24 protein-coding genes are annotated in these 25,750 nt (G+C 41.6%); 18 read left to right on the top strand and 6 right to left on the bottom strand.

The genetic code is table 11. The features are described 5' to 3' along the window. From B0681_RS01855 to rfbC, 15 genes are all read left to right on the top strand, one after another. The gene (locus B0681_RS01855; RefSeq protein ID WP_078317034.1) at positions 1-807 is read left to right on the top strand and encodes a glycosyltransferase; all 807 of its coding nucleotides are present in this window, start codon (positions 1-3) and stop codon (positions 805-807) included. Then, entirely contained in the window at positions 797-1,600 is an 804-nt protein-coding gene (locus tag B0681_RS01850) for a glycosyltransferase family 25 protein (RefSeq protein WP_078317033.1), read from the top strand. Before B0681_RS01855 ends, B0681_RS01850 begins: the two co-directional genes overlap by 11 nt. Before the next feature lie 49 nt (positions 1,601-1,649). Beyond that, a complete protein-coding gene (locus B0681_RS10605) occupies positions 1,650-1,784 on the top strand; it encodes an NAD(P)-binding protein (RefSeq protein ID WP_211271487.1) in 135 nt (44 codons plus the stop codon). Next, complete coding sequence (locus B0681_RS10600) at positions 1,744-1,968, top strand: NAD(P)-binding protein (RefSeq protein WP_211271486.1); 225 nt, start codon at positions 1,744-1,746, stop codon at positions 1,966-1,968. The genes B0681_RS10605 and B0681_RS10600 overlap by 41 nt, the downstream gene beginning before the upstream one ends. Positions 1,969-2,153: 185 nt before the next feature. Next, on the top strand, positions 2,154-3,002 hold the full coding sequence (gene yibB / locus B0681_RS01840; protein WP_078317032.1) for a protein YibB: 849 nt from the start codon (positions 2,154-2,156) through the stop codon (positions 3,000-3,002). Positions 3,003-3,012: 10 nt separating this feature from the next. Beyond that, positions 3,013-3,990 (top strand): capsular polysaccharide synthesis protein, encoded by a 978-nt coding sequence (locus B0681_RS01835; protein ID WP_078317031.1) that lies wholly within the window; start codon positions 3,013-3,015, stop codon positions 3,988-3,990. 14 nt (positions 3,991-4,004) lie between these two features. Continuing rightward, complete coding sequence (gene msbA / locus B0681_RS01830) at positions 4,005-5,849, top strand: lipid A export permease/ATP-binding protein MsbA (RefSeq protein WP_078317030.1); 1,845 nt, start codon at positions 4,005-4,007, stop codon at positions 5,847-5,849. Between the two features lie 20 nt (positions 5,850-5,869). Next, entirely contained in the window at positions 5,870-6,727 is an 858-nt protein-coding gene (locus B0681_RS01825) for a WxcM-like domain-containing protein (RefSeq protein WP_078317029.1), read from the top strand. Beyond that, positions 6,724-7,842, top strand: coding sequence for a DegT/DnrJ/EryC1/StrS family aminotransferase (locus B0681_RS01820; RefSeq protein ID WP_078317028.1), 1,119 nt, complete (start codon positions 6,724-6,726; stop codon positions 7,840-7,842). Before B0681_RS01825 ends, B0681_RS01820 begins: the two co-directional genes overlap by 4 nt. Before the next feature lies 1 nt (position 7,843). After that, complete coding sequence (locus B0681_RS01815) at positions 7,844-8,815, top strand: glycosyltransferase family 2 protein (RefSeq protein WP_158077906.1); 972 nt, start codon at positions 7,844-7,846, stop codon at positions 8,813-8,815. 88 nt (positions 8,816-8,903) lie between these two features. Beyond that, positions 8,904-9,734: a glycosyltransferase family 2 protein gene (locus B0681_RS01810; RefSeq protein ID WP_158077905.1), complete on the top strand. Its 831-nt coding sequence runs from the start codon at positions 8,904-8,906 to the stop codon at positions 9,732-9,734. A gap of 31 nt (positions 9,735-9,765) precedes the next feature. Continuing rightward, positions 9,766-10,830: a dTDP-glucose 4,6-dehydratase gene (rfbB, locus tag B0681_RS01805; RefSeq protein ID WP_078317221.1), complete on the top strand. Its 1,065-nt coding sequence runs from the start codon at positions 9,766-9,768 to the stop codon at positions 10,828-10,830. A gap of 19 nt (positions 10,831-10,849) precedes the next feature. Then, positions 10,850-11,755, top strand: a complete 906-nt coding sequence (rfbD, locus tag B0681_RS01800; protein ID WP_078317025.1) for a dTDP-4-dehydrorhamnose reductase — start codon at positions 10,850-10,852, stop codon at positions 11,753-11,755. After that, complete coding sequence (rfbA, locus tag B0681_RS01795) at positions 11,745-12,635, top strand: glucose-1-phosphate thymidylyltransferase RfbA (RefSeq protein ID WP_078317024.1); 891 nt, start codon at positions 11,745-11,747, stop codon at positions 12,633-12,635. Before rfbD ends, rfbA begins: the two co-directional genes overlap by 11 nt. Before the next feature lie 9 nt (positions 12,636-12,644). Then, the gene (gene rfbC / locus B0681_RS01790; RefSeq protein ID WP_078317023.1) at positions 12,645-13,205 is read left to right on the top strand and encodes a dTDP-4-dehydrorhamnose 3,5-epimerase; all 561 of its coding nucleotides are present in this window, start codon (positions 12,645-12,647) and stop codon (positions 13,203-13,205) included. A 57-nt stretch (positions 13,206-13,262) separates the two neighbouring features. Here the strand turns inward: rfbC and B0681_RS01785 are convergent, their stop codons facing one another. After that, positions 13,263-14,219 (bottom strand): peptidylprolyl isomerase, encoded by a 957-nt coding sequence (locus B0681_RS01785; protein WP_078317022.1) that lies wholly within the window; start codon positions 14,217-14,219, stop codon positions 13,263-13,265. A gap of 285 nt (positions 14,220-14,504) precedes the next feature. Between B0681_RS01785 and B0681_RS01780 the strand changes: the two genes are divergently transcribed. After that, positions 14,505-15,419, top strand: coding sequence for a pirin family protein (locus tag B0681_RS01780; protein WP_078317021.1), 915 nt, complete (start codon positions 14,505-14,507; stop codon positions 15,417-15,419). Positions 15,420-15,525: 106 nt separating this feature from the next. On the opposite strand, the gene B0681_RS01775 is transcribed toward B0681_RS01780, so the two are convergent. After that, positions 15,526-15,732, bottom strand: coding sequence for a cold-shock protein (locus B0681_RS01775; protein WP_078317020.1), 207 nt, complete (start codon positions 15,730-15,732; stop codon positions 15,526-15,528). Positions 15,733-16,077: 345 nt separating this feature from the next. On the opposite strand from B0681_RS01775, the gene aroQ reads away from it, so the two are divergent. Both aroQ and B0681_RS01765 read left to right on the top strand, forming a co-directional pair. After that, positions 16,078-16,548 (top strand): type II 3-dehydroquinate dehydratase, encoded by a 471-nt coding sequence (aroQ, locus tag B0681_RS01770; protein WP_078317019.1) that lies wholly within the window; start codon positions 16,078-16,080, stop codon positions 16,546-16,548. Between the two features lie 28 nt (positions 16,549-16,576). Further along, on the top strand, positions 16,577-17,764 hold the full coding sequence (locus B0681_RS01765) for an ornithine--oxo-acid transaminase (protein ID WP_078317018.1): 1,188 nt from the start codon (positions 16,577-16,579) through the stop codon (positions 17,762-17,764). A 42-nt stretch (positions 17,765-17,806) separates the two neighbouring features. Here the strand turns inward: B0681_RS01765 and ttcA are convergent, their stop codons facing one another. From ttcA to ppsA, 4 genes are all read right to left on the bottom strand, one after another. Then, positions 17,807-18,955, bottom strand: coding sequence for a tRNA 2-thiocytidine(32) synthetase TtcA (gene ttcA / locus B0681_RS01760; RefSeq protein ID WP_078317017.1), 1,149 nt, complete (start codon positions 18,953-18,955; stop codon positions 17,807-17,809). Between the two features lie 22 nt (positions 18,956-18,977). Continuing rightward, on the bottom strand, positions 18,978-21,782 hold the full coding sequence (gene rlmKL / locus B0681_RS01755; protein ID WP_114144929.1) for a bifunctional 23S rRNA (guanine(2069)-N(7))-methyltransferase RlmK/23S rRNA (guanine(2445)-N(2))-methyltransferase RlmL: 2,805 nt from the start codon (positions 21,780-21,782) through the stop codon (positions 18,978-18,980). A gap of 143 nt (positions 21,783-21,925) precedes the next feature. Next, positions 21,926-23,077: a mechanosensitive ion channel family protein gene (locus B0681_RS01750; protein WP_078317016.1), complete on the bottom strand. Its 1,152-nt coding sequence runs from the start codon at positions 23,075-23,077 to the stop codon at positions 21,926-21,928. 78 nt (positions 23,078-23,155) lie between these two features. Beyond that, entirely contained in the window at positions 23,156-25,531 is a 2,376-nt protein-coding gene (gene ppsA, locus B0681_RS01745; protein ID WP_078317015.1) for a phosphoenolpyruvate synthase, read from the bottom strand. Positions 25,532-25,750 lie beyond the last annotated feature (219 nt).

The following is a 25,750-nucleotide window of genomic DNA, read 5'->3' as shown; positions in this document are numbered from 1 at the left end:
ATGACCATACAAAATTTGACGCAGCAAGACCTGCCAAGCATTAACGCGCTATGGATTGGAGAGAGGCTAAATGCCATGTCCATCGCCTGCCTTACATCATTTGTCAAGCATGGGCATCAAGTCAATCTGTACACTTATGGCGAGATCAGCAATTTGCCGCCAGGCGTCAACGCGCTAGATGGATCTGCAATATTAGACAGCTCCAAGATTATCAAGCATCAAAAAAGTGGTAGCTTTGCGCTGTTTTCAGACATCTTTCGTTATGCTTTATTAAAAAAAATTAAAAATGGCATCTATGTGGACTGCGATGTATATTGTCTAAAACCGCTCACCATTCCAGAACACGGATATCTGCTCGGCTACGAAAATGACAGCTATATCAATGGTGCTGTATTGGCTCTGCCCACTGACAGCGATATGCTAAATACCTTGATAGAGCTAAGCAATCAGCCTTATTTTACCCCTGAGTGGTATTCTGGCTACGATAAAATGCGCCTGAAAATCAAACGCCTGTTTGGTTATGCCAATACGCTATCGACAATGGGCTGGGGTGTCATCGGGCCCAGCGCCATCACCCATTATGCAAAAAAACTGAATATTACACATTTGGTTCAACCTGTGGATGTACTTTACCCAATCCAACATCATGAAACGCATAAGCTAATGGATGCTAATCTGAGTATTGACGATGTCATCACCGAAAATAGCGTGTGCGTGCATCTGTACAACGAGACCATGCGACATGTGGACTTAACCAAAATAGACCCAAATTGCATCTTGGCCAAGATGCTACGCAATGAGATATAGTGACACACTTATGAAATGTAAAGTAATCAGTTTGCAGTCCAAACCTGAACGCCGCGCCCACATCACCCAAGAGTTCGGCAAACAAGGGATTGACTTTGAGTTTTTTGATGCCATCACACCAGATCAAGTCACCCGATTGGCCAAGCAACATGGATTGGCATTGGATGGTGCTTTTTTGACCGAGGGTGAGAAGGCGTGCTTTATGAGTCATGTGTGCCTATGGCAGCAGATGATTGATGAGAATCTGTCATATCTGGCAGTGTTTGAAGATGATGTTTATTTGGGTGAAAATGCGCACTTGTTTTTTGGTGATGATGGATGGCTAAAAGACAATGATTTGGATTTTGTGAAGACTGAGACTTTTTTACAGGAGCGTAAGCTTGAAAACGATGCCATTATATTAATGGATAATCGACAAGCGGCACGACTTAAAGAGCAGCACTTAGGTACAGCAGGTTATATTATTGGCTTAAAAGCTGCCACATCTCTCATAAAATATGCACAAAGCCTGCCATCTCAAGAAATATCAGCCATTGATCAATTAATGTTTAATCATTATTTGGATGTTTTAGATGGATTGCCGATTTATCAAATCTATCCTGCTTTATGCGCTCAAGAATTTATCTTGTTTCCGAATCAAAACAGCATGCCAAGTAGTATTGAGATTGCGCGCAAACAAAGTAAGCAAAATAAACCCAAGCGTTCGCTTTCTGAAAAAATCAAAGGCGAGCTGTCCAATGCTGTGCGCAAAAGTTTTGGGAAATTTTATAGGATTAAAATTGATTTTCGGTAATTGATATATTATATATTTTTTACAACTAAGTCAAAAAGAGCATTTGGCAATGAAAAAATATGATTATTTAATTGTTGGCAGCGGCTTATTCGGTGCGGTCTTCGCCCACGAAATGAGCAAGCAAAACAAAAAATGTCTCATAATTGAAAAAAAGAAATCATATCGCAGGGAATGTATATACTAGAAACGAAGCAGGTATCAATGTACATGAGTACGGCGCGCATATTTTTCATACAAATAACAAAGAAATTTGGGATTATGTAAATAGTTTTGTAGAATTTAACCGCTATACAAACTCTTCTGTAGCAAGACATGGGGATGATTTATACAATTTGCCTTTTAACATGAATGCATTTTATCAGCTTTAGGGTGTAAAAAGGCCTGATGAAGCTAGAAATAAGTCAATGAGGATTTAAGCAATATAAATTTGTATCAAAATTATCTGACTGATATTCATGATTAACACAGATTTATAGGTTTTATCAAATATCTACATAAGAACCCTATAAATCAATGAGTTTTTTGACATCTACATTTGCGGATACATATAAATATGAGCAAAATAACAATCGTTACAGCCTTTTTTGATATTGGGCGTGGAGAGATTTCCACACAAGATGGGCTGCCAGATTATCTAATGCGGACAACAGACACATACTTTGACTATTTTGCCAATCTTGCCAAATTGGAAAATGACATGGTGGTATTTGTTGCCAAGCATCACGTTGAGAAAGTCTTAGCCCTAAGAAATGGCAGACCGACACAAATTATTGAATTTGACTTTGCCAACAAACTCAACTATGTCAAAAAACTAATTCATAACGTGCAAACTGATGTGCAATTTATCTCAAAGATCAATCCAGAACAAATCAAGAATATTGAATATTGGTCAGCTGATTATGTTTTGGTTAACAATCTCAAAGCCTATTTTGTCAACAAAGCGATAAAACAAGGGGTTGTCAACACAGATATGGTTGCATGGGTTGATTTTGGCTATTGTCGAACAGCTGAAACTTTGAATGAGCTTAGAAATTGGGCTTATGATTTTGATCCAAATTTTGTTCATATGTTTACCATCCGTAAAAATAGAAAGATTCAACACCATGACGATGTCATGAAATTTATTTTTAATAACGAAGTCTATATCATCGGTGGCTGCATTGTAGCATCGCAATATAAATGGCGAGAGTTTTTAAAATTGCTTACCAAAAATCAAAAATCTTTGCTTCAAAATCGAATTATTGATGATGATCAGGGTATGTATTTAATGTGCTTATTACAAAACAGGCACTTATTCAAGCTAAACTATCTTGGCAAAAAACAATGGTTTGCATTATTTAGAAAATATGATAAGACCGCAAAAGTTTCCATTATTGAAAAAATAAAAGATTCTTTTATATAGGGAGTAGTCTATGAATCAATTTATTTTTAGTGACAGTCAAGAAATGATTTCTCTTAAAAAACTATACCGATATCCTTATCGAATTTTTTATTACGCTTTTACACCAAGAAGAATTCGCAAACAAAAAGAATTGAGAGCCAATCTAGCACAACAGTCTCAAGTAGCCCAAGATTGGCAGCGCTTAATATCGGCCTATTTTAACAATCAGCTAGATAGCTTTCAATTAAAGCCAAAACAAAACCTAGGTACAAACAAGATCATTTGGCAGTACTGGGGGCAAGGACTCGATGACCTACCTGCAATGGTAAAACTGTGCTTCAATAGTGTTGATAAAAACAAAGGTGATTATCAGATCATTCGCTTGACCGATGAGACACTTAGCCAGTATTTAGAACTCCCCGACTTTATTGCCCGAAAGCGACTTAATCCCGAATTCAAACATGTCTTTTTTTCTGATTTGCTAAGACTAGCTTTACTTTCTGCCTATGGAGGAATATGGGTTGATGCTACAATATTATTAACATCGCCGATTAACAAAACTATTAGCGAACAGGACTTTTTTGTATTTGAAAGAGTAAATACTGTTAAAAATAAAGAATTTTGGACACGCTTTAATCCAAGCTACTTCAGTTGGGAAGAAAACCATCGCGTTAACATGCTCACCAGTTTCATTATTGCAAAAAAAGAAAGCAAGCTATTGAATCACTGCTTGCAACTCATGCTAAATTTTTGGCATACTCAAAATCACATTCCACACTACTTTTTCTTTCAAATCATGTATGATGTATTAACCAAAGAATTTATGCAAAATCAGCAGCTGTCCATTGATGACACACTACCACATCAGCTGATCAGCATTATTAATGATCCCTTTGATGCAGATAAATACAGGCAGATTACTGAAAATACCAACATTCACAAAATGACCTATATCGACAATGTGCAGCCAGGTTCATATTACGAATATCTATTAAATATTTATAAATAAAATAAGATTTGAACATGATTAACAAACTAACTTTCGGACTCTTTACCGAACAAGACACCAAAAGCTTTATGCGTCTGATGGCGTATGTCAAGCCATATAAATTCCGCATCATCGTCGCCCTACTTGCGATCATTGGTGTCGCTATTACCGAAAGTTATCTGGCAGCCTTTATCGCCCCATTGGTTAACCAAGGATTTGCCATCCCTGATGGTATGCCGCCTGTCAAAGACGGTGAAGGATTGGTTGCAAGCATAATCCATCTTAAAGATCGGTTTATGTTTACAATCTGGGGGACTGAAAGTAAAGTGTGGATCGTGCCCATTTTTTTTATGGCATTGGTCATTTTTCGAGGGATTTGTCGTTTTGTCAGTCAGTACTTGATGAGCTGGGTTGCGATTATGGCGATTAGCCATCTGCGTCGTGATATGTTCGATAAGATGCTAAGCTTGCCATCTGAATATTATCAAGCCAATACATCAGGTCATGTTTTGATGAATATCGTTCAGATGGCAGACACCTCGATTAATAACGCCAGCAATGTATTTATCACCCTTACTCGTGATACGCTGATTGTGATTGGCTTGGTATGCGTATTATTTTATTTGAATTGGCAATTGGCACTCGCCATCATGGTGATGTTTCCGATATTGTCCGCTCTATCTAAGTATTACCGAAACCGTTTGAAACATGTACTCAGTGATTCGCAGCTATCAATCGGTACACTAAATACGACCATTGGTGAAACCCATCAAGGCCAGCGGATCATCAAGCTATTCGGTGGTCAGACACAAGCATCAAAGCGCTTTGATGGCGTCAATAGCACCATTGTTCGCCTTACTAAGAAAATCACACAGGCTACTGCTGCTCGCTCTCCGATCAGTGAGGCCATTGGCTCATTGGCTTTAGCTGCGGTGATTTTTATTGCCCTATGGCAAAGTCAAGCGGGCGTTACCACCATTGGCGAATTTATGGCGTTTATCGTGGCGATGATGCAGATGTTTGGGCCGATTAAAAACTTAGCAAATATCAGCATCCCTATGCAGGCCATGTTTCTGGCGGCCGATTCGGTCTGTGAGTTTATGGACACCAAGCCCGAAGCTGATCATGGCAAAGTAATGCTAGATAATATCTCTGGCAATATTTACTTTAAAAATATTGAGGTGCGATATGGCCAGGACAAAACTGCCTTAAATAATTTTAATCTCAACATTAAAGCAGGTGAAAAAGTTGCACTTGTCGGCCGTTCAGGATCGGGTAAAACCACTGCCATCAATCTATTGCCGCGGTTTATCACGCCAAGCAGCGGAGAGATCTTATTGGATGGCATTGACATCAACACCATCAAACTTGAAAATCTACGCGCTCAATTTGCGCTGGTCACCCAAGAGATCTTTTTATTCGATGACACTTTGTTTGAGAATGTTCGCTATTCTCGGCCCAATGCCACAGAAGCTGATGTGATGGCTGCACTAGAGGCGGCAAATTTGACGGAATTGGTCAATAAACACCCACTTGGATTGCACCAACCCATCGGTGCTAATGGCAGTCAGCTGTCTGGCGGTCAGCGTCAGCGTGTGTCTATCGCCCGAGCGATTTTAAAGGACGCACCGATTCTACTGCTTGATGAAGCAACCAGCGCTCTGGATAATGAATCTGAACGCCTTGTGCAGCAGGCACTTGAACGCCTAATGCACGGTCGCACCAGTATCATCGTCGCTCATCGGCTAAGCACCATCGAACAAGCGGATCGCATCATCGTGATGGATGAGGGCAAGATCATTGAGGAAGGCTCTCACCATGAGCTGATGGCAAAAGGTGGGTATTATGCCAAACTTCAAAATTTAGGCATGAAGCACTGACTATTTTATTGAGGTAACATATGAGCATTGCACAGCAAATTGACTTTTCCATTCTGGGTGATGAACGCGGTAGTCTAATCGCCCTAGAAAATCATAAACAAATTCCATTTGAAGTCAAGCGTATCTATTATATTTTTGGTACTCGCAAGGATGTTTCTCGTGGTTTTCATGCACATAAAAATTTATCACAGATTCTGATTTGTGTTAGTGGTTCTTGCCGAATCTTATTGGATGATGGTCATTCAAAAGAAAATGTAATTTTAAAGACTCCCAATCAAGGATTATTCATTAAAGATTTGGTTTGGCGAGAAATGCATGATTTCTCAGAGGATTGTGTGTTGTTAGTTTTGGCAAGTGAACCATATGATGAATCTGATTATATTCGCAACTATGATGAATTTTTGAAAATTGTTCATCAACCCTACATTCACCCTTTGGCAGATGTAAAATCACTTAATATTGGACAAAAGACGCGAGTGTGGCAATATGCAGTGATTTTTAAACATGCCAAAATTGGAGAAAATTGCAACATTTGTGCTCATACTCTTATTGAGAACGATGTCATTATTGGTAACAATGTTACTGTCAAATCTGGGGTTTTTCTGTGGGATGGTTTACGTATTCATGATAATGTATTTATCGGTCCTAATGTCAGTTTTACCAACGACAAATATCCACGCTCAAAACAATATCCAGATCAATTTGCTACAACAATTATTCAAGAAGGTGCAAGCATTGGTGCCAATGCTACCATTTTGCCCAATATTACCATTGGTAAGTATGCCATGATTGGAGCGGGTGCAGTGGTAACTAAAGATGTGCCAGATTATGCCATTGTTATGGGCAATCCCGCTATCATTAAAGGATATACAACATGATTCCCTTTTTAGATTTAAAAGCAATCAATCAACAATATCGCCAAGAATTGATTGATGCCTGCACAAGAGTCATTGATTCTGGTTGGTACATTACAGGTAAAGAACTGGAACGGTTTGAACAAAATTTTGCACACTACTGTGGTGTCCAATATGCAATCGGAGTTGCAAATGGATTGGATGCACTTATATTGACCTTGCGAGCATGGAAAGAGCTTGGAAAATTAAAAGATGGTGATGAAGTGATTGTACCTGCCAATACGTACATTGCCAGCATTTTAGCAATCACTGAGAATAAATTAACACCTGTGCTAGTTGAACCTAATCCGCACAGCTATAATATCTGCCCACTATCACTGAAAAAAGCAATCAGCTCAAAAACCAAAGCGATTTTAGCTGTGCATTTATATGGTCAACTTGCGCCTATGCCAGAAATTATGCAAATTGCTCAAGAACATGGGTTATTGGTATTAGAAGATGCCGCCCAAGCACATGGAGCATCCTTTCAGGGAAAAAAGGCAGGCGCATGGGGAGATGCATCAGGCTTTAGCTTTTATCCAGGGAAAAATTTGGGGGCACTGGGGGATGCTGGTGCCGTTACAACAAATGATGCACAACTTGCAAATACTTTGTACGCCCTACGTAATTATGGATCGCATCAAAAATATGAAAATTTTTATCAAGGCGTTAATAGTCGTCTGGATGAAATACAAGCAGCAATGCTTAATGTCAAACTCAGCTATTTAGACAAAGAAACCCATCACCGTCGCAATATTGCCCAATTTTATCTAGATAATATCAAAAATGATTTGATAACTTTACCAAGCATTCCAACCCGTGCGGACTGCTATGAATCGCACGCATGGCATTTATTTGTGATTCGCAGCCCTTATCGCAAAGAGCTTCAACAATACTTGGCTGATCATGGGGTGCAGACACTGATTCATTATCCAATAGCGCCACATAAACAGCAAGCGTATCGCTCATTGAATACGTTAAGCCTACCAATTACAGAGGCGATTCATCAGGAGGTGTTAAGTTTGCCCATGAGCCCAGTTTTAATGTTTGATGATGTTAAACAAATTGTTAATCTGTGCAATGGATTTAAAGGGGTGTAATTTGAAATTAGTATCTTCTCCTGCTATTTCTGTGCTTATACCCGTTTATAATGGTTTGCCCTATATTCAAGAAACAATACAATGCTTAATGGAACAGACTTTTTCTAATTTTGAAGTATTGTTAATTGATGATCATTCAACTGATAATAGTTATAATGCAATAGAAAATCAAATTTTATTAAATAATAGATTTAAATTAATGAAAATGCCCTACAAAGCGGGAAATGCGGTAAGGGTAATTACATATGGATTACAATATTGTTTGGGTAAATATTTTTTCTATATGAGTCAAGATGATATTATTGATAAAGATTGTTTAGATATTTTATTTCAAAATGCAGAAAAATACCAAGCAGATGCTGCAATTCCTGATATGGAATGGTATCATGCTAATCAAAAAAATAATTTAAAAATATTACCCCCAAAAGAATATAACTATCATCAAGTATATTCAGGCGGTGAAAAAGCATTTTTGTATAGCCTTCCTTGGTATATTCATGGGTTTTATTTGAGAAGAATGGATTTATTAAACCAGGTGGGATATGATGATACTATTTTAACAGGAGATGAATGCACCTCTCGTAAGTATTTATTTTTTTGTAAGAAAATAGTATTTTGTAGTACTAATTTTTATTACAGACAAGATAATCCTTTTGCACTGACCAAAAAATTTAACCCTCATCTTATAGACGAAATTCATGGATTAATTCAACTATTGTATTTTATGAAAAAACATAATATGAATGAGAAAGAGATTAAAGCATTGCATAAATCAAGCATTTCTAAGGTTTTTTCGTATAGAAAACAAATAAGACAGAATATGCTTAATCTTTCTCATTCCGATTTAGTTTTATCTAAAGATAAATTGTATAGTGCAAGTCGTGAGTTATTAGATTTTTCTTTCAAAAATTTATATTTTGCAAAAGTTTATCGGTTGATATTTTTATGGTTAATGATGAAAGTCCAAAGATAATGCATTTATTGTACATAGATATGATAAGTCTATTTTGAAAAACTTTTAATCTCCATTGTTTTGCATAATATATTAAATGGATTTTCTTATGAAAAGCACGCCTTTAGTTTCAATTATCATCCCTTGTTATAATCATGAGCACTATATTCAGCAAAGCATACAAGGCATACTAGATCAAGATTATCAAAATATTGAGCTAATCATTATTGATGATGGTTCAAAAGATGACTCTGTGACTAAAATTCAACAAATGCAACAGCAATGCCAACAACGTTTTGTACGTTTTGAATTTCGTCACAGGCCTAATAAAGGTTTATCAGCAACACTTAATGAAGCCCTACAATGGTGTGAAGGTAAATATTTGAGTATTATTGCATCTGATGATGTGATGTTGCCACATAAAACTTCTATACAAGTCAATTTTTTAGAAAACAATCCAGAATTTAGCTCTGTTACTGCGAATATGGATGAAATAGATGATAATGGTCGAATTATTAGGCAAATACGTAACAGGCAGAAAGAATATTGCTTTGATGAAATATTTCTATGCAATTCATTATTTGCTCCTGCTCAAATGCACAAACTCGATGTCATCAAATCACTAGGTGGTTACAATGAGTCTATTGTGATTGAAGATTGGTATATGTGGCTAAAACTTGCTGCACACGGTCATCGCATTATGTTTTTGGATGAAGTTGTCTGTTTATATCGTTATCATGATCATAATACAAGCAAAAACTCTGACAAAATGTTTCAAGCCGAACAACAAATTCGAGACTTGTATAAAGATCATCCTTTATATCCAAAAGTATGTTATAAGGCAAAAAAGAAACAGTTGCATTATTATCGAGATAATAATCAAAAAATAACGTATTATTACTTGAAATTTTGCCTGTATTTAAAATTTTTATTTAAGTAGTATTATTAAATAGAGTAAAAGAATGAGTAATTTGAACATCCTAATCACAGGCGGTGCAGGCTTTATCGGTTCAGCAGTGGTTCGCCATATTTTACAAACGACCGAGCATCATGTCTTAAATGTGGACAAATTGACTTATGCAGGCAATTTAGAATCGTTATTGCCTGTATCTGACAATCCACGCTACCAATTTAGCCAAACAGATATTTGTAATCGTGCAGAAATTGAGCGATTGTTTAATGAATTTACTCCAGATATCATTATGCACTTAGCGGCAGAAAGTCATGTAGACCGTTCTATTACAGGTTCAAGCGAATTTATTCAAACCAATATTATTGGTACTTATACGCTGTTAGAAGTCGCTCGTCATTATTATCATGGTTTAAGCGATGATAAAAAGGCTACATTCCGTTTTCATCATATCTCAACCGATGAAGTGTATGGTGATTTGGAAGGTACAGATGATTTATTTCTTGAGACCACACCTTATGCCCCAAGTTCACCATATTCCGCCAGTAAAGCCAGTTCTGACCATTTAGTGCGAGCATGGCACCGTACGTATGACTTGCCTGTGGTAATTACCAATTGTTCAAATAATTACGGGCCTTATCATTTCCCTGAAAAATTAATTCCATTAATGATTTTAAATGCGTTAAATGGTAAGCCTTTACCTGTGTATGGCAATGGATTACAAATCCGTGATTGGCTCTATGTAGAAGACCATGCTCGTGCCTTGTTTTTAGTGGCAACCACGGCAAAAGTCGGCGAGACTTACAATATTGGCGGACATAATGAACAGAAAAATATTGATGTGGTCAAAGCCATTTGTGAATTATTAGAAGAGCTTGCACCGAATAAACCGACAGGTGTTGCCCAATATGCAGATTTAATTACCTATGTCAAAGACCGCCCTGGACATGATTTACGCTACGCCATTGATGCCAGTAAAATTGGGGCAGATTTAGGTTGGGCACCACAAGAAACCTTTGCTACAGGCTTGCGTAAAACCGTTCAATGGTATTTGGATAATCAAGAATGGGTCGAGCACGTTCAAAGTGGTGAATACCAAAACTGGATTAACAAGCAATATCAATAAGCCATAACAAGGTTAAACGATGAAAATTTTACTTTTAGGTAAAAATGGTCAAGTCGGCTTTGAATTAGACAGAAGTTTACAACCTTTAGGACAAGTCTATGCCCTAGATCGTCATAGCAATGCCGATGGCTTATGTGGCGATGTGGCGAATTTTGATGCGATAACACACGCATTTGACCAAATTCGCCCTGATATTGTGGTTAATGCGACTGCCTATACTGCGGTTGATAAAGCCGAAACTGATACTGTGCAAGCAGAGTTAATTAACCATTTGGCTGTAAAACATTTGGCTGAATTAGCAAAACAACATCAAGCCCAATTGATACATTATTCAACCGATTATGTGTTTGATGGTACAGGCGAAACTGCTTGGACAGAAGAAGATAGCACGGGCCCTATCAATGTGTATGGGCAAACCAAGCGTCAAGGCGAACTTGCACTTGAGCAAAGCGGAGCAAAATTTATTAACCTTCGCACCAGTTGGGTTTATGGCACGTATGGCAATAACTTTATCAAAACCATGTTAAAACTGGGAGCAAGCCGTGAAACGCTCGGAATTATTGCCGACCAAATTGGTAGTCCAACAGGGGCAAGTTTGATTGCAGACATTACCGCCCAAATTATTCGCCAATATCACCTGAACTCTGCAAGTATTGAGATGGGGCATTACCATCTTGCCGCGCGGGGCGAATGTTCATGGTATGACTATGCCAAATTTATTTTTGACGTGGCTCGCGAAAAGGGAGCGGACTTGATGGTAAAACAAGTCAATGCCATTGGCACAGCGGATTACCCAACCCCTGCAAAGCGCCCACACAATTCACGACTTAATACCAGCAAATTACAACGCAATTTTTCATTACATTTACCACATTGGCAACAAGGCGTTCGCCAAGTGCTTGGAGAACTGATTCATGACAACTAAAAACCGTAAAGGCATTATCTTGGCAGGCGGGTCAGGCACTCGCCTATACCCAATCACCATGGGAACATCAAAACAATTATTGCCAATTTATGATAAACCAATGATTTATTATCCATTATCGGTGCTGATGTTGGCAGGTATTCAAGAAATTTTGATTATTTCAACGCCTGAAGATTTACCAAATTTTGAAAAACTACTGGGAACAGGCATCGATCTTGGCTTAAAATTATCCTACAAAGTCCAACCAAGCCCAGATGGCTTAGCAGAGGCCTTTATTTTAGGTGAAGAATTTATTGGCGATGATAATGTTTGCTTAATTTTGGGTGATAATATTTTCTACGGTCAGCATTTTAGCGAACAATTACGCCGTGCATCAGCACAAGAAACTGGAGCGACCGTATTTGGCTACTATGTGAATGACCCAGAGCGTTTTGGCGTGGTAGAATTTGATAAAAATGGCAAAGCCTTAAGCATTGAAGAAAAACCTGTCGAGCCAAAATCACATTATGCGGTGACTGGACTGTATTTTTATGATAATGATGTAGTAGAAATCGCCAAAAATATCAAACCTTCGCATCGCGGTGAATTAGAAATCACTGATGTTAATAATGTGTATTTACAAAAAGATACGCTTAATGTTGAATTGCTTGGGCGTGGTTTTGCTTGGCTAGATACTGGAACGCACGACTCATTACTTGATGCAAGCCGATTTGTACAAACCATTGAGCATCGACAAGGCTTAAAAGTCGCGTGTTTAGAAGAAATTGCCTATGCTAATGGTTGGATAAATGATGAACAACTATTGGCGCGAGCAGAGTTTTTTAAGAAAACAGGCTACGGACAATATTTATTAAAATTACATAAAGAACACAATGGTTAAGGTGAAAATATGAACGTCATAGAAACCAAAATCCCCGAACTATTGATTTTTGAACCACGCATTTTTGCTGATGAACGTGGTTGGTTTATGGAAAGTTTTAACCAAAATGTATTTGAAAAAGCACTGAAAGAACGTGGTTTTGATGTGCCAACCTTTGTACAAGATAACCATTCCATGTCATCAAAAGGTGTGTTGCGTGGATTGCATTATCAAACCCCACCTTATGCCCAAGGAAAATTGGTGCGTGTAGTGCAAGGTCGTGCCTTTGATGTCGCGGTGGATATTCGTAAAAACTCACCAACCTTTGGACAATGGGTCGGTGTGGAACTAAATGCAACAAACCATCGCCAATTTTGGATACCTGCAGGCTTTGCTCATGGCTTTGTTGCTTTAGAAGATAACACCCAATTTTTATATAAAACCACAAACTTTTATCATAAAGATAGTGAGCGAAGTATCGTGTGGAATGATGAAACGATTGGCATTGATTGGCAAACTGATGGACTTGAGCTTCTGATTAATGAAAAAGACCGTTTGGCAAGCACCCTAAGCGAAGCTGAGTTATTTTAGACATCCTAGGATATCTTAGATACCTCATCATTCATGACACTTAATCCATCCAAGCCATCACCCTTCGATCACTTGGATGGTCTGACGCACATCACAGACGCCCAGCCTACCAGATACTGGCGCGGCGAACCAGCCTCCTTGCATGTGGCGGCGCGCATTGACAAATTGCACAAAAGATTGAGAATTGGTATCGAGCGCTCTAAAACGAAGCTGTGCGCTCTTTGGTAGATCTGATCCCAAGCGGATCGATTGGATGTCGAGCGGATGCCCTCCTGCCTCAAAAAACCCCATCGCACCCGTACCCCTTGGCAGTGAACTTAACTGCTCGATGCCATGCACCACGCGTCCCACCACACTGATCTGTCGATCAATATGGCGCGCTGGCTGCCCGATCATCACATACAGCTCGGTGGCATTTGAGCTGTCTGGTGCATCATCGCGCGCAGCACCCACCATACCATAACAATGCACCAAAAACGCCTGATCACCTTTGATACCAGCAGGATACCCGTTCACAAATCCGACACGGTCTGCATGCGCGTCCACATCCTCCAGAGCCATCATTTGCAGCGAATGTGCAGGTATGGTAAATTCTGCAGGTAACTTAACAGCATCAGGCGGCAGTGGCTTCATGAGTGTATCAGTCGCATAATCAAGCGCGCCAAATTGCACGACATAATTATCCTGCACCCGATACACAGGCACACCATCCCAATACGCCGCCTTGGCCAAACGCCTGATCTGATCAGCATGCTGCGGGGCAAAGGTGTCATTGAGCTCCATCACCACCAGTCGCCCATTGTTCAAGGTGATGTAGATTAAGTTATCTTGCTTAAGCTCATACCACTCAGCATCACTGCTGGCAGCCAAGACCTCAGCGCTACTTCGATGGCTGTGTGTGATGGGGTGAATGCTATGGGAGATGGTGGTGCTGACATGTTCGGCGGCATGAGCGGTCATCATCATTGTGATCAATGAGCCAAGCATCAGCTTACAAGTTAGTGATAAGGTCATGGTGTCTTCCTTGTCAAAAATACATCATATCTTCTAAATGATTATCATCCGAAGCCTAACAATTATTGTAGCATATTTTGCAATAAATAAAACGATTCATCAATCCTGCGTGCGTCTTAATAAACCACCAAAATAAACCAACAAGATCGCTTAACAAAATTTGACTTTAAAATGGCTGTATTTACGCTTATACTGCTACTATCTATACTGATCTAATTGTATCAATACTCTTTTGACCAGTGATGATCAATCACTTATTAACTCATCAATAATTAAGGAAATCTTATGAGCGTAGATAAATTTGACGCCAAAACCAAAGATGTCGGCGGCATTCCTGTGTCGCGTTTTTTACCCCAAAGACACAGAAAAACCATTGGTGCTTGGTGCTTTTTGGACCATGCAGGTTCAGATGATCTTTCATTCGCCGATGATGAGGCAGGATTGCAGGTTGGCTTACATCCGCATCTAAATTTACAGACCTTTACTTGGATGCTGTCAGGCGAAGTATGGCATCAAGACAGCCTTGGCCATCGCCAATTAATCCGCCCTAAACAAGTCAATCTGATGACCGCAGGTACTGGCAATCAAACTGGCATCAGCCACACCGAGCAAACCCCTGATGGCGTTAAGGACTTGCATGCTGTGCAACTATGGATCGCCCTACCCACGGATCAAGCCATCGCCCCAAATTTCGAGCATTATCCAGAGCTGCCGACTTGGAGCCGTGATGGTGTGAATTATATCTTAACAACGGGCAGTTATCACGGTCATACTGCGCCGACCACCCAGTACAGCCCTCTGGTCGGTGTAGATATGCAATTCACCCAAGATGCTCAGTTTGAGATCGAGGCGGTGGATGGCTTTGAATATGGTTTTTTAATTATCGATGGCGAGCTGAATGTGAATGGCGAGACCTACCATCAAGATGAACTTGTGGTGCTCTCCGATTGTGTCAATGCTTCAGACTCCGTTCAATTATCCGCCAAAAAAGGCACCCATCTGATGCTGCTTGGCGGCAAGCCACTTTCGCACCCGACCATCATTTGGTGGAATTTTGTTGCAGATAATGTTGATGATCTAAAGCAAGCGGTTGCTGATTGGAATGCAGGTCATCCGCGGTTTGGTGATATTTCGCTAGATGGCACCGATCTGCGCAGACTGCCAGCTCCAGAAGTGCCTGATGGCATCTTACAAAGCTGATCACAAAATAAAAAAACGGCAATGTACATCTTTGCCGTTTTTGGTTGCTTATTGGTTAGCTTAATGGTTTGCTGTCAGCTTAGCATCTTGCCAAGCTACTGGCAAATCATAGCTTAACCACTTCTTCAGCTTGCAGGCCTTTATCGCCTTCAGTCACCACAAACTCAACAGACTGACCCTCTTTAAGTGAGCGATAGCCTTCACTTTGGATGGCGCGAAAATGCACAAACACATCCTCACCTGTGGCACGCTGAATGAAACCAAAACCCTTGGCGTCATTGAACCATTTCACAATACCTTGTTCTTTAGACATAACAAATTTTCCTTGAATACCTCATCATTTTGATGGGTTAAATTATTATCAGCTTGACGATCAGATCATCTAGCACGCCAAAAATCATTAATTGATTTTGGTGAAATCTTACCATCATTTTGGCTAATTACAAATACTTACAATACGGAAAATTCAGAATATTCAACATTTATTTATAAAATACCTAGCTAATATCCAGACAACTCACCGCTGTGACATAAAAGATGCTGGCTAAGGTCTTGCTATAAAACCACAAACCATTCCCATTTATTTGGCATTTAGCAAATATTTGCCAAACGCCGATAAATTCGATACAATGATTTTTTGCAACACGGACAATATCCGATGATCACTCAAAATCCCACCCAAACCCCCAAAAAGATCGCCCTCATTAATGGGCCGAATTTGCATCTCTTAGGCAAGCGCGAACCTGAGATTTACGGATATACGACGCTAAAAGATATTGAAGACAGACTTATCAATAAATCTCGTGAGCATCACATTGAGCTGATTTGCTTTCAATCCAATCACGAAGGCGCCATCGTCGATTTTATCAGTGAGCAAGGCTTATTATCCAATAAACCCATCGATGCTGTCATTATCAATCCTGCTGCCCATACTCATACCTCAGTCGCCATTCGTGATGCACTTGCCGCATTGAATAAGCCATTTATTGAGGTTCATCTATCAAACATTCATGCTCGCGAACCCTTTCGCAGCCATTCTTATTTCTCAGATAAAGCAGTCGGCGTCATCTGCGGCTTAGGCGACAGTGGCTATGATATGGCTCTGGACTGGTTTATCAAGAATTTATAAACAAACCTTAATGAAAATGGAGACTCTCATGACCAAAACAGAACAACTGATTGCCCAAAATGACAAATACGGCACCAAAAACTACCTACCCCTGCCCATTGTCATCAGCCAAGCCTCTGGCATTTGGGTTGAAGATCCTGAAGGCAAGCGCTATATGGACATGCTAAGCGCCTATTCAGCCGTCAATCAAGGCCACTGTCATCCGCGCATCATTCAGACGCTCAAATCACAAGCCGAGAAAGTCACCCTGACCAGTCGCGCCTTTCATAATGATCAGTTGGCACCTTGGAGTGAGAAAATCTGTAAACTGTCTGGCAAAAGTCGTGTTCTGCCGATGAATACAGGCGCCGAAGCTGTCGAAACCGCCCTAAAAACCGCGCGTCGATGGGGCTATGATGTCAAGGGTATTGCTGATAATCAAGCCGAAATTATCGCTTGCGTGGGCAATTTTCACGGTCGGACACTGGGCGCGGTATCACTGTCGTCCGATCCTGATTATCAGCGTGGCTTTGGCCCGTTATTGACAGGCATTAAGCTTGTGCCTTATGGAGATCTACAGGCGCTCAAAGATGCGATTACGCCCAATACTGCCGCCTTTATCATTGAGCCGATTCAAGGGGAAGCTGGCATCAATATCCCACCAAAAGGCTATATGAAACAAGCCTTTGAGCTTTGCCGCGAAAACCGCGTGTTGTTCATTGCTGATGAGATTCAGGCAGGTTTGGGTCGTACTGGCAAGATGTTTGCGTGTGAGCATGAAGACATCGTTCCAGACATGTACATTCTTGGCAAAGCTTTGGGTGGTGGCGTGTTCCCGATCTCATGCGTGGTGGCTGATGATGAGATCCTAGGGGTCTTTGAACCTGGCTCGCACGGTTCGACTTTTGGCGGCAATCCACTGGCTTGCGCGGTATCGATGACAGCTTTGGATGTGTTGGTTGAAGATAAATTGGTTGAAAATTCAGCAGAATTGGGCGATTATTTTTTATCACAGCTTAAAAATATCAATAACCCCATCATCAAAGAAGTGCGTGGCCGCGGATTGTTCATCGGTGTTGAGCTGACTGAAGCGGCTCGACCATATTGCGAAAAACTCAAAGAGCTTGGGCTTTTGTGCAAAGAAACGCACGATACCGTGATCCGCTTTGCACCGCCTTTGATCATCACCAAAGAAGAGATTGATCTGGCGCTCTCAAAAATCCGCCAAGTGTTATAATACCCATACAAAAACCCCAGTGCCGTGACACTGGGGTTTTTATCAGATCAAAGGATTGATGACTGGAATTTTAAAAGCCGATGACTTCTCATCTTGCTCAGTGTGTGATTGAGCTGATGTCACTTGCTGGGTCTGCTCTTCTTGTTGACTTAGATTGTCGTGATGCTTTGGGCTAAATGTCTGCACCAAAGGATTGATCGGTAAGCCCATCTTATCCAGCTCTTCGGTCACGCCCGCCTGAATATTATCCCCTTCAAACAATCGCTCATCATCCGTACGCTCAAGGCTAAGATTCTCAAAATCAAACAAATTGCGGTCGGCAAGCTGACTTGGCGCGACATTTTGCAGTGCCTTAAACATACTGGCTAGGCGTTTTGGATGTGCATGATCCCATTCACGGAGCATCTCATTAATCATCGCACGCTGCAGATTTTCTTGGCTGCCGCATAGATTACATGGAATGATGGGGAATTTTTTGTAATTGGCGTATTTAATGATGTCCTTTTCGGCGACATAAGCAAGCGGACGAATCAGCACATTTTGTTTATCATCGCTTAATAGCTTTGGCGGCATGGCTTTTAGACTACCACCATGGAATAGGTTTAGGAAAAAAGTCGCCAAAATATCATCACGATGATGACCTAATGCCACTTTGGTCGCACCGATTTGTTTAGCAAATCCGTACAATGAGCCACGACGCAGACGAGAGCAAGCTGAGCAGTAGGTCTTACCTTCAGGGACGACTTGCTTGACAATGCTATAAGTGTCCTTTTCTAGGATATAATACGGAATACCCTGTTCTGACAGGTACTTTGGCAGGACATCTTCAGGGAAGCCTGGTTGCTTTTGGTCAAGGTTTACCGCCACGACATCAAAGTGAATCGGTGCGATACGCTTTAGGAATAATAAAATATCCAGCAAGGTAAAACTATCTTTACCGCCCGAAATGCACACCATCACCACATCGCCATCTTCAATCATCTTAAAGTCGCGAATCGCCCATGAGACTTCCTTACGGAGTTTCTTTTGTAGCTTTTTGAAGCGGCTTGATTTGATACCATCGTCAAATTCATGACGCTCATCATCAAGATTTTCTTCATCATAGGTTTCGATAGAGCTATCTAGACCTGTGAGTACATCGCTCAATTCTTGTTGTTCTTGGCTGTCAATTTCGTGAGTATGACTTGTCATGTGTTACCTATCATTTCAATGCTTAATTTGATGAATCTTTACGCTTAATGCGATAGCGTGATGTCGTTTGTGCATCATTGCTTTTATCGGTGAGTTTTTGTGTCAAGCTTTGAGCAAGTCTTTCGCCATCGGCAAGCTTTGGATTGACATAGACACGCTTGATGCTTGGTTTGTCGCTTGCTGGCTTATCGCTTGCACGAGCGACATCTGCTTGTCGATCAAATCGCTTGCCCTGTGATTTGGCTTGAAATTTACCTTGTGGTTTAGCCTGTGATTTGGCATATGACCCATCCTGGTATTTAGACTGATTAAAGTCTTTTTTGCCTGAGTGTTTTTTGTCGCTACGATCAAAGGCTTTACGCTCAGCTTTGGCGGACTGATCAAATGCCCTGCCCGACGCTCTGTCTGATGACTTATTTGAAGATTTCGCAAATGGCTTGTTATCCGCTTTGTCCTGTGTTTGATATGAGTGGCTACGGTCATTTGGCATATCATCATGGACATCAATTTCGGCGGTTTTGATGGCGTTTTTGTGGCGGATTTCAAAGCTTTGATGAATTGGTTTTTTGATATCAAAATCAAAGCCGATGGTTTTGTGTGTAATATCAATGATTTCGTAGCGATTTTTTAGGCTATCATCCAACTCAAATCGAGTATAGTTATTACTAAAATACAGTACGCCAGCAGCCGATAGGCGGTTCATCGCACGGTTAATCAGCGCCACATGGTCACGCTGTACATCAAATGTACCTTTGAATTTTTTGGAATTTGAAAAAGTTGGCGGATCGATAAAAATCACATCATACTGCTCGGTATTATGCTTAATCCACTCAAAAGTATCCTCAGCTATGAACTGATATTTTAATTCATCTTCATAGACAGTATCGAGTACCAAGCCATTTAGGGCGAAGTTTTGCTTACCCCAGTCTAGATAATTCCCCGATAAGTCCACACTGGTCACGCACTTAGCCCCACCGATGGCAGCGTGCACGCTTGCTGAGCAGGTGTACGAAAATAAGTTCAGCACTCGCTTGCCACGGCTTGCCGCCTTGACCAATCCACGCATATTGCGATGGTCGATAAACAAGCCCGTATCGAGATAATCGGTGAAGTTGACATAAAAATAGGCATGGTCTTCGCCGACAACCCACATTTTTTTGCGTTTGGTGGTTTCATTCTTGGTGTATTGTTCATTGCCTGACTGGCGAGCGCGCGTCTTGATAAAGATCGACTCACGAGATACGCCAAACACCTCACGCACCGAGTGCAGCACCAGATTAAAACGAGCCTTAGCGACATCAGCAGGGATTTGCTTTGGCGGTGCATATTCTTGGACATGGATTTTGTCGCCATAAACATCGATGGCAACATTGAAATTTGGCAAATCTGCGTCATAGACACGCAGATTGGTCACGCCTTGTTTGAGCGCTTGTTTTTTTAGATTGGCTAAATTTTTTTGTAGGCGATTGATAAATTCTTGAGCCTCATCGATCTGCACATCTTGACGCTCAAAATCACGAATCAAGCTTGGCAGTGGCGATAGGTTAAGCTTGCCATGACGGAAATACACCGTCAGTGCACCGTTATGACAACGCAAAGTATTCGGCTCTACGATTGGTAGCGTATCGGCATGCTCTACATGGCTTGCCAACACCGCCATATAAGCATCTTCCACGCCTGCATCACGCAGACCATCGGCACATTTTAGCCCCAAGCCGTGATACAAAGGCTTGATAAAATCACTATCGCCCAGTCGTTCACCATATGGTGGATTGGTGATGACAAGTGGTGATTTGGCAGTGATGCCGGTCAGCACATCTGTCAATGTGGCAAGAGGACGCTGCTCAAGTCGCACTTTGGATAATATCGGCGATAAACCAGATGCCATCAAGTTCTTATGACACGCCTGCACCGCGTGAGCATCGGCATCACAGGCGATGATGGTCAAGTTTTCATTTTGTAATTTATCTAAATTATTATGAAACTGATCTTGGGCGGCTTGCACCATCTCATCCCACAGATCTTCATCATGATTCTGCCAACAATAAAAGCCAAATTCATCACTAGCCTTTTCTAGCCCCACAGGATAATTGGCACGCATGAGCAGTGCTTCGGTGATAAAAGTGCCTGATCCGCACATCGGGTCAATGATGGCATCAAACTCGCCTTGATGCCAACCACATTCATACAGCAACGCCGATGCCAAGTTTTCCTTTAGTGGCGCTGCAGTATTGGCGACACGATAGCCACGGCGGTGCAAGCTAGTGCCTGATAAATCAAGGAACAGCTCGGCAAATTTATTATTCGCTGCTGCAAAAATCTGAAAATCTGGCACTTTGGCATCAACATCAGGGCGCGCGCCAAAAGCACGGTTAAAGGTATCGGCGATGGCATCTTTGATGCGCAGCGTGGCAAACTGCTGATTGACCGTCAGTCGCTTATCCGTGCTCAGACGAATAGCAAAGCGATGCTCAAGCCCGAACAGCTTCGTCCAATCGATGCGGGTCGCGAACTGATACAGTGCTTCTGGCACATCTTCATTCAGCACTTCTGTGCCATTATCAATTTTTTGTTTAAAATGATATTCGCCTAGTGGTAGCAGAACACGACTGGCCACACGGCTAAATAGACAAATATGATACAGCTGACGCAAATTCAGCGACACCAGCACACGCCCTGCACGCAGTATTTGTGGCACAAGCCCAAAGCTTTCAAGCTCGATCACCAGCGCCTGTTCAAGTCCATCAGCACAGGTGATGACACCATGAAAGTCATCAGCATTAAAATTCGCCAAATCAGCAAAATAAGTCGGGGTGTGCGTGGTCATACTATCCAATCAATTACAAGAATAAAAGCTGATTATTATAGCATATATCAATATTAAAATCCGCTCGTTTATTCATAAAATAAAACCGCCTTAAGCCAAAGATGGCATGAAAGCGGTTTAGCATCAAGGATCACCGTGTAGCTTTAGATGATGTCTGATGGCTTCTCCAAAATCACTTTTTTAATATCATCCACTCCATCATCCATAATCAGCTTCATATACGGATATGGCACTTCGATGCCAGCTTCATCCAGCGCTCGTTTGATTTTTTCATTGATGTTTTCTTTGATGACAGGAATGCGAGCGACAGACAGCGGCGCTACCCAAAATCGCACAATCAGATTAATCCCAGATTCACCAATGCTATCAACTGTTGCAAGTGGCGCAGGATGCTTGAGTACAACTTCATCTTTTTGGAGTGTCTTGATGATGGCACTGCGCGCTGCCGTGATGTCGGCGTGTAGTCCGATACGAGTTTTGACATCAAAGCGAATCATCTTTTTGGATGTCAAATTCACCACTTCAGATGATGCCACAGCAGAGTTTGGGATGATGATAATGATATTATCACGGTCAAGGATTTGGGTCGCACGCAATGAAATCTTGACCACTCGCCCTTCTTTGTCACCCAAGCGAATCCAGTCACCCACCTGAAACGACTGCTCTACCAAAATCACAATACCTGCAATAAAGTTGGCAAGTGTGCTTTGGGATGCCCAGCCCACCGCAAGACCTGCAATACCCAGACCTGCGACGATGGAGAAAATATCAAAACCGAACTTTGCCATCACCGTGGCAAATGCCAACACCAAGATCAGCACCAATAATAAGTTCTTTAAAAGCTGCTCAATCGATGCGTTCAGCTCATAATGCTTTAGAACACCACTGACCATCTGCCCACTGACCGCCCACAGCACATAATAAAACCCCGCCCAAGTGGCCGCCTTGGCAGTCGCGGTAACCGTCTCGGCTCGAATGCCGATCTGTGACATGATCGCCAATAAGCTTGTCATAAACCATAAATAGCGCAAAGTCGCTCGCACGATGCGCGCATAGCGGTGTGGCAAGCCAAACAATTTACGCACGGTTTTGGTTAAATACACCAAAAACCAATAAATAAACCCCACCAATACCAACAAAATAATAATCTTAATGCTGGTGGTTAACATCTTAAAGCCAATATTGGCCAAAGTCAGAGTTTGATCATCCAGACTGCCACCGAACAGATGGTAAATATTTTGATACAGATCTCTTAAAATATTTCTAAAAAAATCGGTGATGGTGGAATTATTCATGAAAAGCCATTAAAGCAATTAATTTTAAGCGCAAAACCCCTAAGGCGCTGGCCTTAAGGGTTTTATGAATATCAAAGCTTAAGATTTGTTATTATCGTCAGCCAAGAAGAACCAAGTATCCAGCACAGAGTCTGGGTTTAGCGACACCGAGCTGATGCCTTGTTCCATCAGCCAATAAGCTAGGTCTGGGTGATCTGATGGGCCTTGACCACAGATACCGACATATTTTCCAGCATCGCGACATGCTTGGATGGCCATACCGAGCAGTTTTTTGACCGCAGGATCGCGTTCATCAAACAGATGCGATACGATGCCTGAGTCACGGTCAAGACCAAGGGTCAGCTGTGTCAAATCGTTTGAACCGATTGAGAAGCCATCAAAGTATTGTAAGAACTCATCTGCCAAGATAGCATTGGTCGGTAGCTCGCACATCATGATGATTTCTAGACCATTTTCGCCGCGCTTCAAGCCATTTTTCTCTAGTAATTCAATAACCTGCTTAGCTTCACCAGTGGTACGCACAAATGGAATCATGATTTTGACATTGGTCAAGCCCATATCGTCACGCACATATTTTAGTGCACGGCACTCAAGCTCGAAGCAGTCACGGAAATTATCCGACACATAGCGAGATGCGCCACGGAAGCCCAGCATTGGGTTTTCTTCTGATGGCTCATACAGCTTACCGCCGATTAGGTTGGCATATTCGTTTGATTTAAAGTCAGACATACGCACAATCACAGGCTTGTTGCGGAACGCCACTGCCAAGGTTGAGATGCCTTCAATCAGTTTATTGATATAAAACTCAACTGGTGAGTTGTAGCCTGCCATACGCTCTTGCACCGCTTGTACGGTTTCTTGTGGTAGGCTATCAATGTTCAGTAGTGCTTTTGGATGCACACCAATCATACGGTTGATGATGAATTCAAGACGAGCCAAGCCTACGCCCTCATTTGGGATTTGGGCAAAGTCAAAGGCACGGTCAGGGTTACCCACGTTCATCATCACCTTGAACGCAAGCTCTGGCATGGTGCTGATTGAGTTACGCTGTACTTCAAAGTCAAGCAAACCTTCATAGATAAAGCCAGTATCACCTTCGGCACACGATACAGTGACTTCTTGGCCATCAACCAGTACTTCGGTCGCATTGCCCGAGCCGACGATGGCAGGCACGCCCAATTCACGAGCGATAATTGCCGCATGGCAGGTACGGCCGCCACGGTTGGTGATGATCGCCGATGCGCGCTTCATCACTGGTTCCCAATCTGGGTCAGTCATGTCAGAGACAAGCACATCACCATCTTGGACTTTGCTCATTTCGTTCAAATTGGTGACGATACGCACTTTACCACTGCCCACACGCTGACCGATTGAGCGGCCTTCGGTGAGTACTTTAGCGCCTTTTGAGTTGATGATATAGCGCTCCATATGGTTCTTATCTTGGCGAGATTTGACCGTTTCTGGACGCGCTTGTACGATGAAGATTTCGCCTGTATCACCATCTTTTGCCCACTCGATATCCATCGGCTGACCATAATGTTTCTCAATGATCAATGCTTGCTTAGCAAGGCGAGTTAGCTCATCGGTGGTTAGGGCAAATTGATTGCGGTCTGCTTTATCAACTTCAACGATTTTGGTTGATTTGGTGGTGCTGCCTTCATCACCATAGACCATTTTCTTTTGTTTTGAGCCAAGATTGCGGCGTACGACAGCTGGACGGTTTTGTTCTAGCAGTGCTTTTGATAGATAAAATTCATCAGGGTTCACCGCACCTTGGACGACCATCTCACCTAGGCCATAGCTTGCCGTGATAAATACCACTTCATCAAAGCCAGACTCGGTATCTAGCGTAAACATGACGCCTGAAGTGCCTGTCTCTGAGCGCACCATACGCTGAATACCTGCTGACAGTGCCACGCCTGCGTGCTCAAAGCCCTTATGCACACGATAAGCGATCGCACGGTCATTATATAAAGATGCGAACACTTCTTTGATGGCGATCAGCACATTATCGATACCACGGATGTTCAAAAATGTCTCTTGCTGACCTGCAAATGACGCATCTGGCAAGTCTTCTGCTGTCGCTGATGAACGCACCGCCACAGCGATATCTTTGCCACCTGACAGCTCGTTGAACGCCGCACGGATTTCATCTTCTAGGTCTTTTGGTAATTCTTGATCAATCACCCAGCCACGAATCTTAGCACCAGTTTGTGCCAGTAGTTCAACATCATCAACATCCAAGCCTTTTAGCTCAGCATTGATTTTGTCAAGCAAACCAGTTTCGTTCAAAAAGCGGTTAAAGGCATCGGATGTCGTGGCAAAGCCATTTGGTACATTCACGCCCAGATTGCCCAAGTGGCTAATCATCTCACCTAATGATGAGTTTTTACCACCGACAAGTTCGACATCGTGCTTGCCCAGTTGATTAAATGCAATGACCTGCTGGCTCATAAGTAGCTCCCAAAATGCTAAACAAAATCTCAAAGATGAAAACTGCCGACTTATCCATCATCTTAGAAATTTGATTGGATGTTGCAATGATTTTAGGCGATTATAGCGACAAATTTTAGAATTAACAATCAATTTATCCTTTTATTTATAAATTAAATATAGCCATAAATTTATAAAATGATAAAAACCAATAAATGACTGATTTTAACGAACTTTACC

Source organism: Moraxella porci DSM 25326, from assembly GCF_002014855.1.
GTDB classification, from domain to species: Bacteria; Pseudomonadota; Gammaproteobacteria; order Pseudomonadales; family Moraxellaceae; genus Moraxella; species Moraxella porci.
This window is presented reverse-complemented; position numbering and strand designations above follow the sequence as displayed.

What these genes read in the sequence shown, in the direction of transcription:
- B0681_RS01855 (WP_078317034.1), top strand. Translation starts at nt 1, where the DNA reads ATGACCATACAAAATTTGACGCAGCAAGACCTGCCAAGCATTAACGCG.
- B0681_RS01850 (WP_078317033.1), top strand. Translation starts at nt 797, where the DNA reads ATGAGATATAGTGACACACTTATGAAATGTAAAGTAATCAGTTTGCAG.
- B0681_RS10605 (WP_211271487.1), top strand. Translation starts at nt 1,650, where the DNA reads ATGAAAAAATATGATTATTTAATTGTTGGCAGCGGCTTATTCGGTGCG.
- yibB (WP_078317032.1), top strand. Translation starts at nt 2,154, where the DNA reads ATGAGCAAAATAACAATCGTTACAGCCTTTTTTGATATTGGGCGTGGA.
- B0681_RS01835 (WP_078317031.1), top strand. Translation starts at nt 3,013, where the DNA reads ATGAATCAATTTATTTTTAGTGACAGTCAAGAAATGATTTCTCTTAAA.
- msbA (WP_078317030.1), top strand. Translation starts at nt 4,005, where the DNA reads ATGATTAACAAACTAACTTTCGGACTCTTTACCGAACAAGACACCAAA.
- B0681_RS01825 (WP_078317029.1), top strand. Translation starts at nt 5,870, where the DNA reads ATGAGCATTGCACAGCAAATTGACTTTTCCATTCTGGGTGATGAACGC.
- B0681_RS01820 (WP_078317028.1), top strand. Translation starts at nt 6,724, where the DNA reads ATGATTCCCTTTTTAGATTTAAAAGCAATCAATCAACAATATCGCCAA.
- B0681_RS01810 (WP_158077905.1), top strand. Translation starts at nt 8,904, where the DNA reads ATGAAAAGCACGCCTTTAGTTTCAATTATCATCCCTTGTTATAATCAT.
- rfbD (WP_078317025.1), top strand. Translation starts at nt 10,850, where the DNA reads ATGAAAATTTTACTTTTAGGTAAAAATGGTCAAGTCGGCTTTGAATTA.
- rfbA (WP_078317024.1), top strand. Translation starts at nt 11,745, where the DNA reads ATGACAACTAAAAACCGTAAAGGCATTATCTTGGCAGGCGGGTCAGGC.
- rfbC (WP_078317023.1), top strand. Translation starts at nt 12,645, where the DNA reads ATGAACGTCATAGAAACCAAAATCCCCGAACTATTGATTTTTGAACCA.
- B0681_RS01785 (WP_078317022.1), bottom strand. Translation starts at nt 14,219, where the DNA reads ATGACCTTATCACTAACTTGTAAGCTGATGCTTGGCTCATTGATCACA.
- B0681_RS01780 (WP_078317021.1), top strand. Translation starts at nt 14,505, where the DNA reads ATGAGCGTAGATAAATTTGACGCCAAAACCAAAGATGTCGGCGGCATT.
- B0681_RS01775 (WP_078317020.1), bottom strand. Translation starts at nt 15,732, where the DNA reads ATGTCTAAAGAACAAGGTATTGTGAAATGGTTCAATGACGCCAAGGGT.
- aroQ (WP_078317019.1), top strand. Translation starts at nt 16,078, where the DNA reads ATGATCACTCAAAATCCCACCCAAACCCCCAAAAAGATCGCCCTCATT.
- B0681_RS01765 (WP_078317018.1), top strand. Translation starts at nt 16,577, where the DNA reads ATGACCAAAACAGAACAACTGATTGCCCAAAATGACAAATACGGCACC.
- ttcA (WP_078317017.1), bottom strand. Translation starts at nt 18,955, where the DNA reads ATGACAAGTCATACTCACGAAATTGACAGCCAAGAACAACAAGAATTG.
- rlmKL (WP_114144929.1), bottom strand. Translation starts at nt 21,782, where the DNA reads ATGACCACGCACACCCCGACTTATTTTGCTGATTTGGCGAATTTTAAT.
- B0681_RS01750 (WP_078317016.1), bottom strand. Translation starts at nt 23,077, where the DNA reads ATGAATAATTCCACCATCACCGATTTTTTTAGAAATATTTTAAGAGAT.
- ppsA (WP_078317015.1), bottom strand. Translation starts at nt 25,531, where the DNA reads ATGAGCCAGCAGGTCATTGCATTTAATCAACTGGGCAAGCACGATGTC.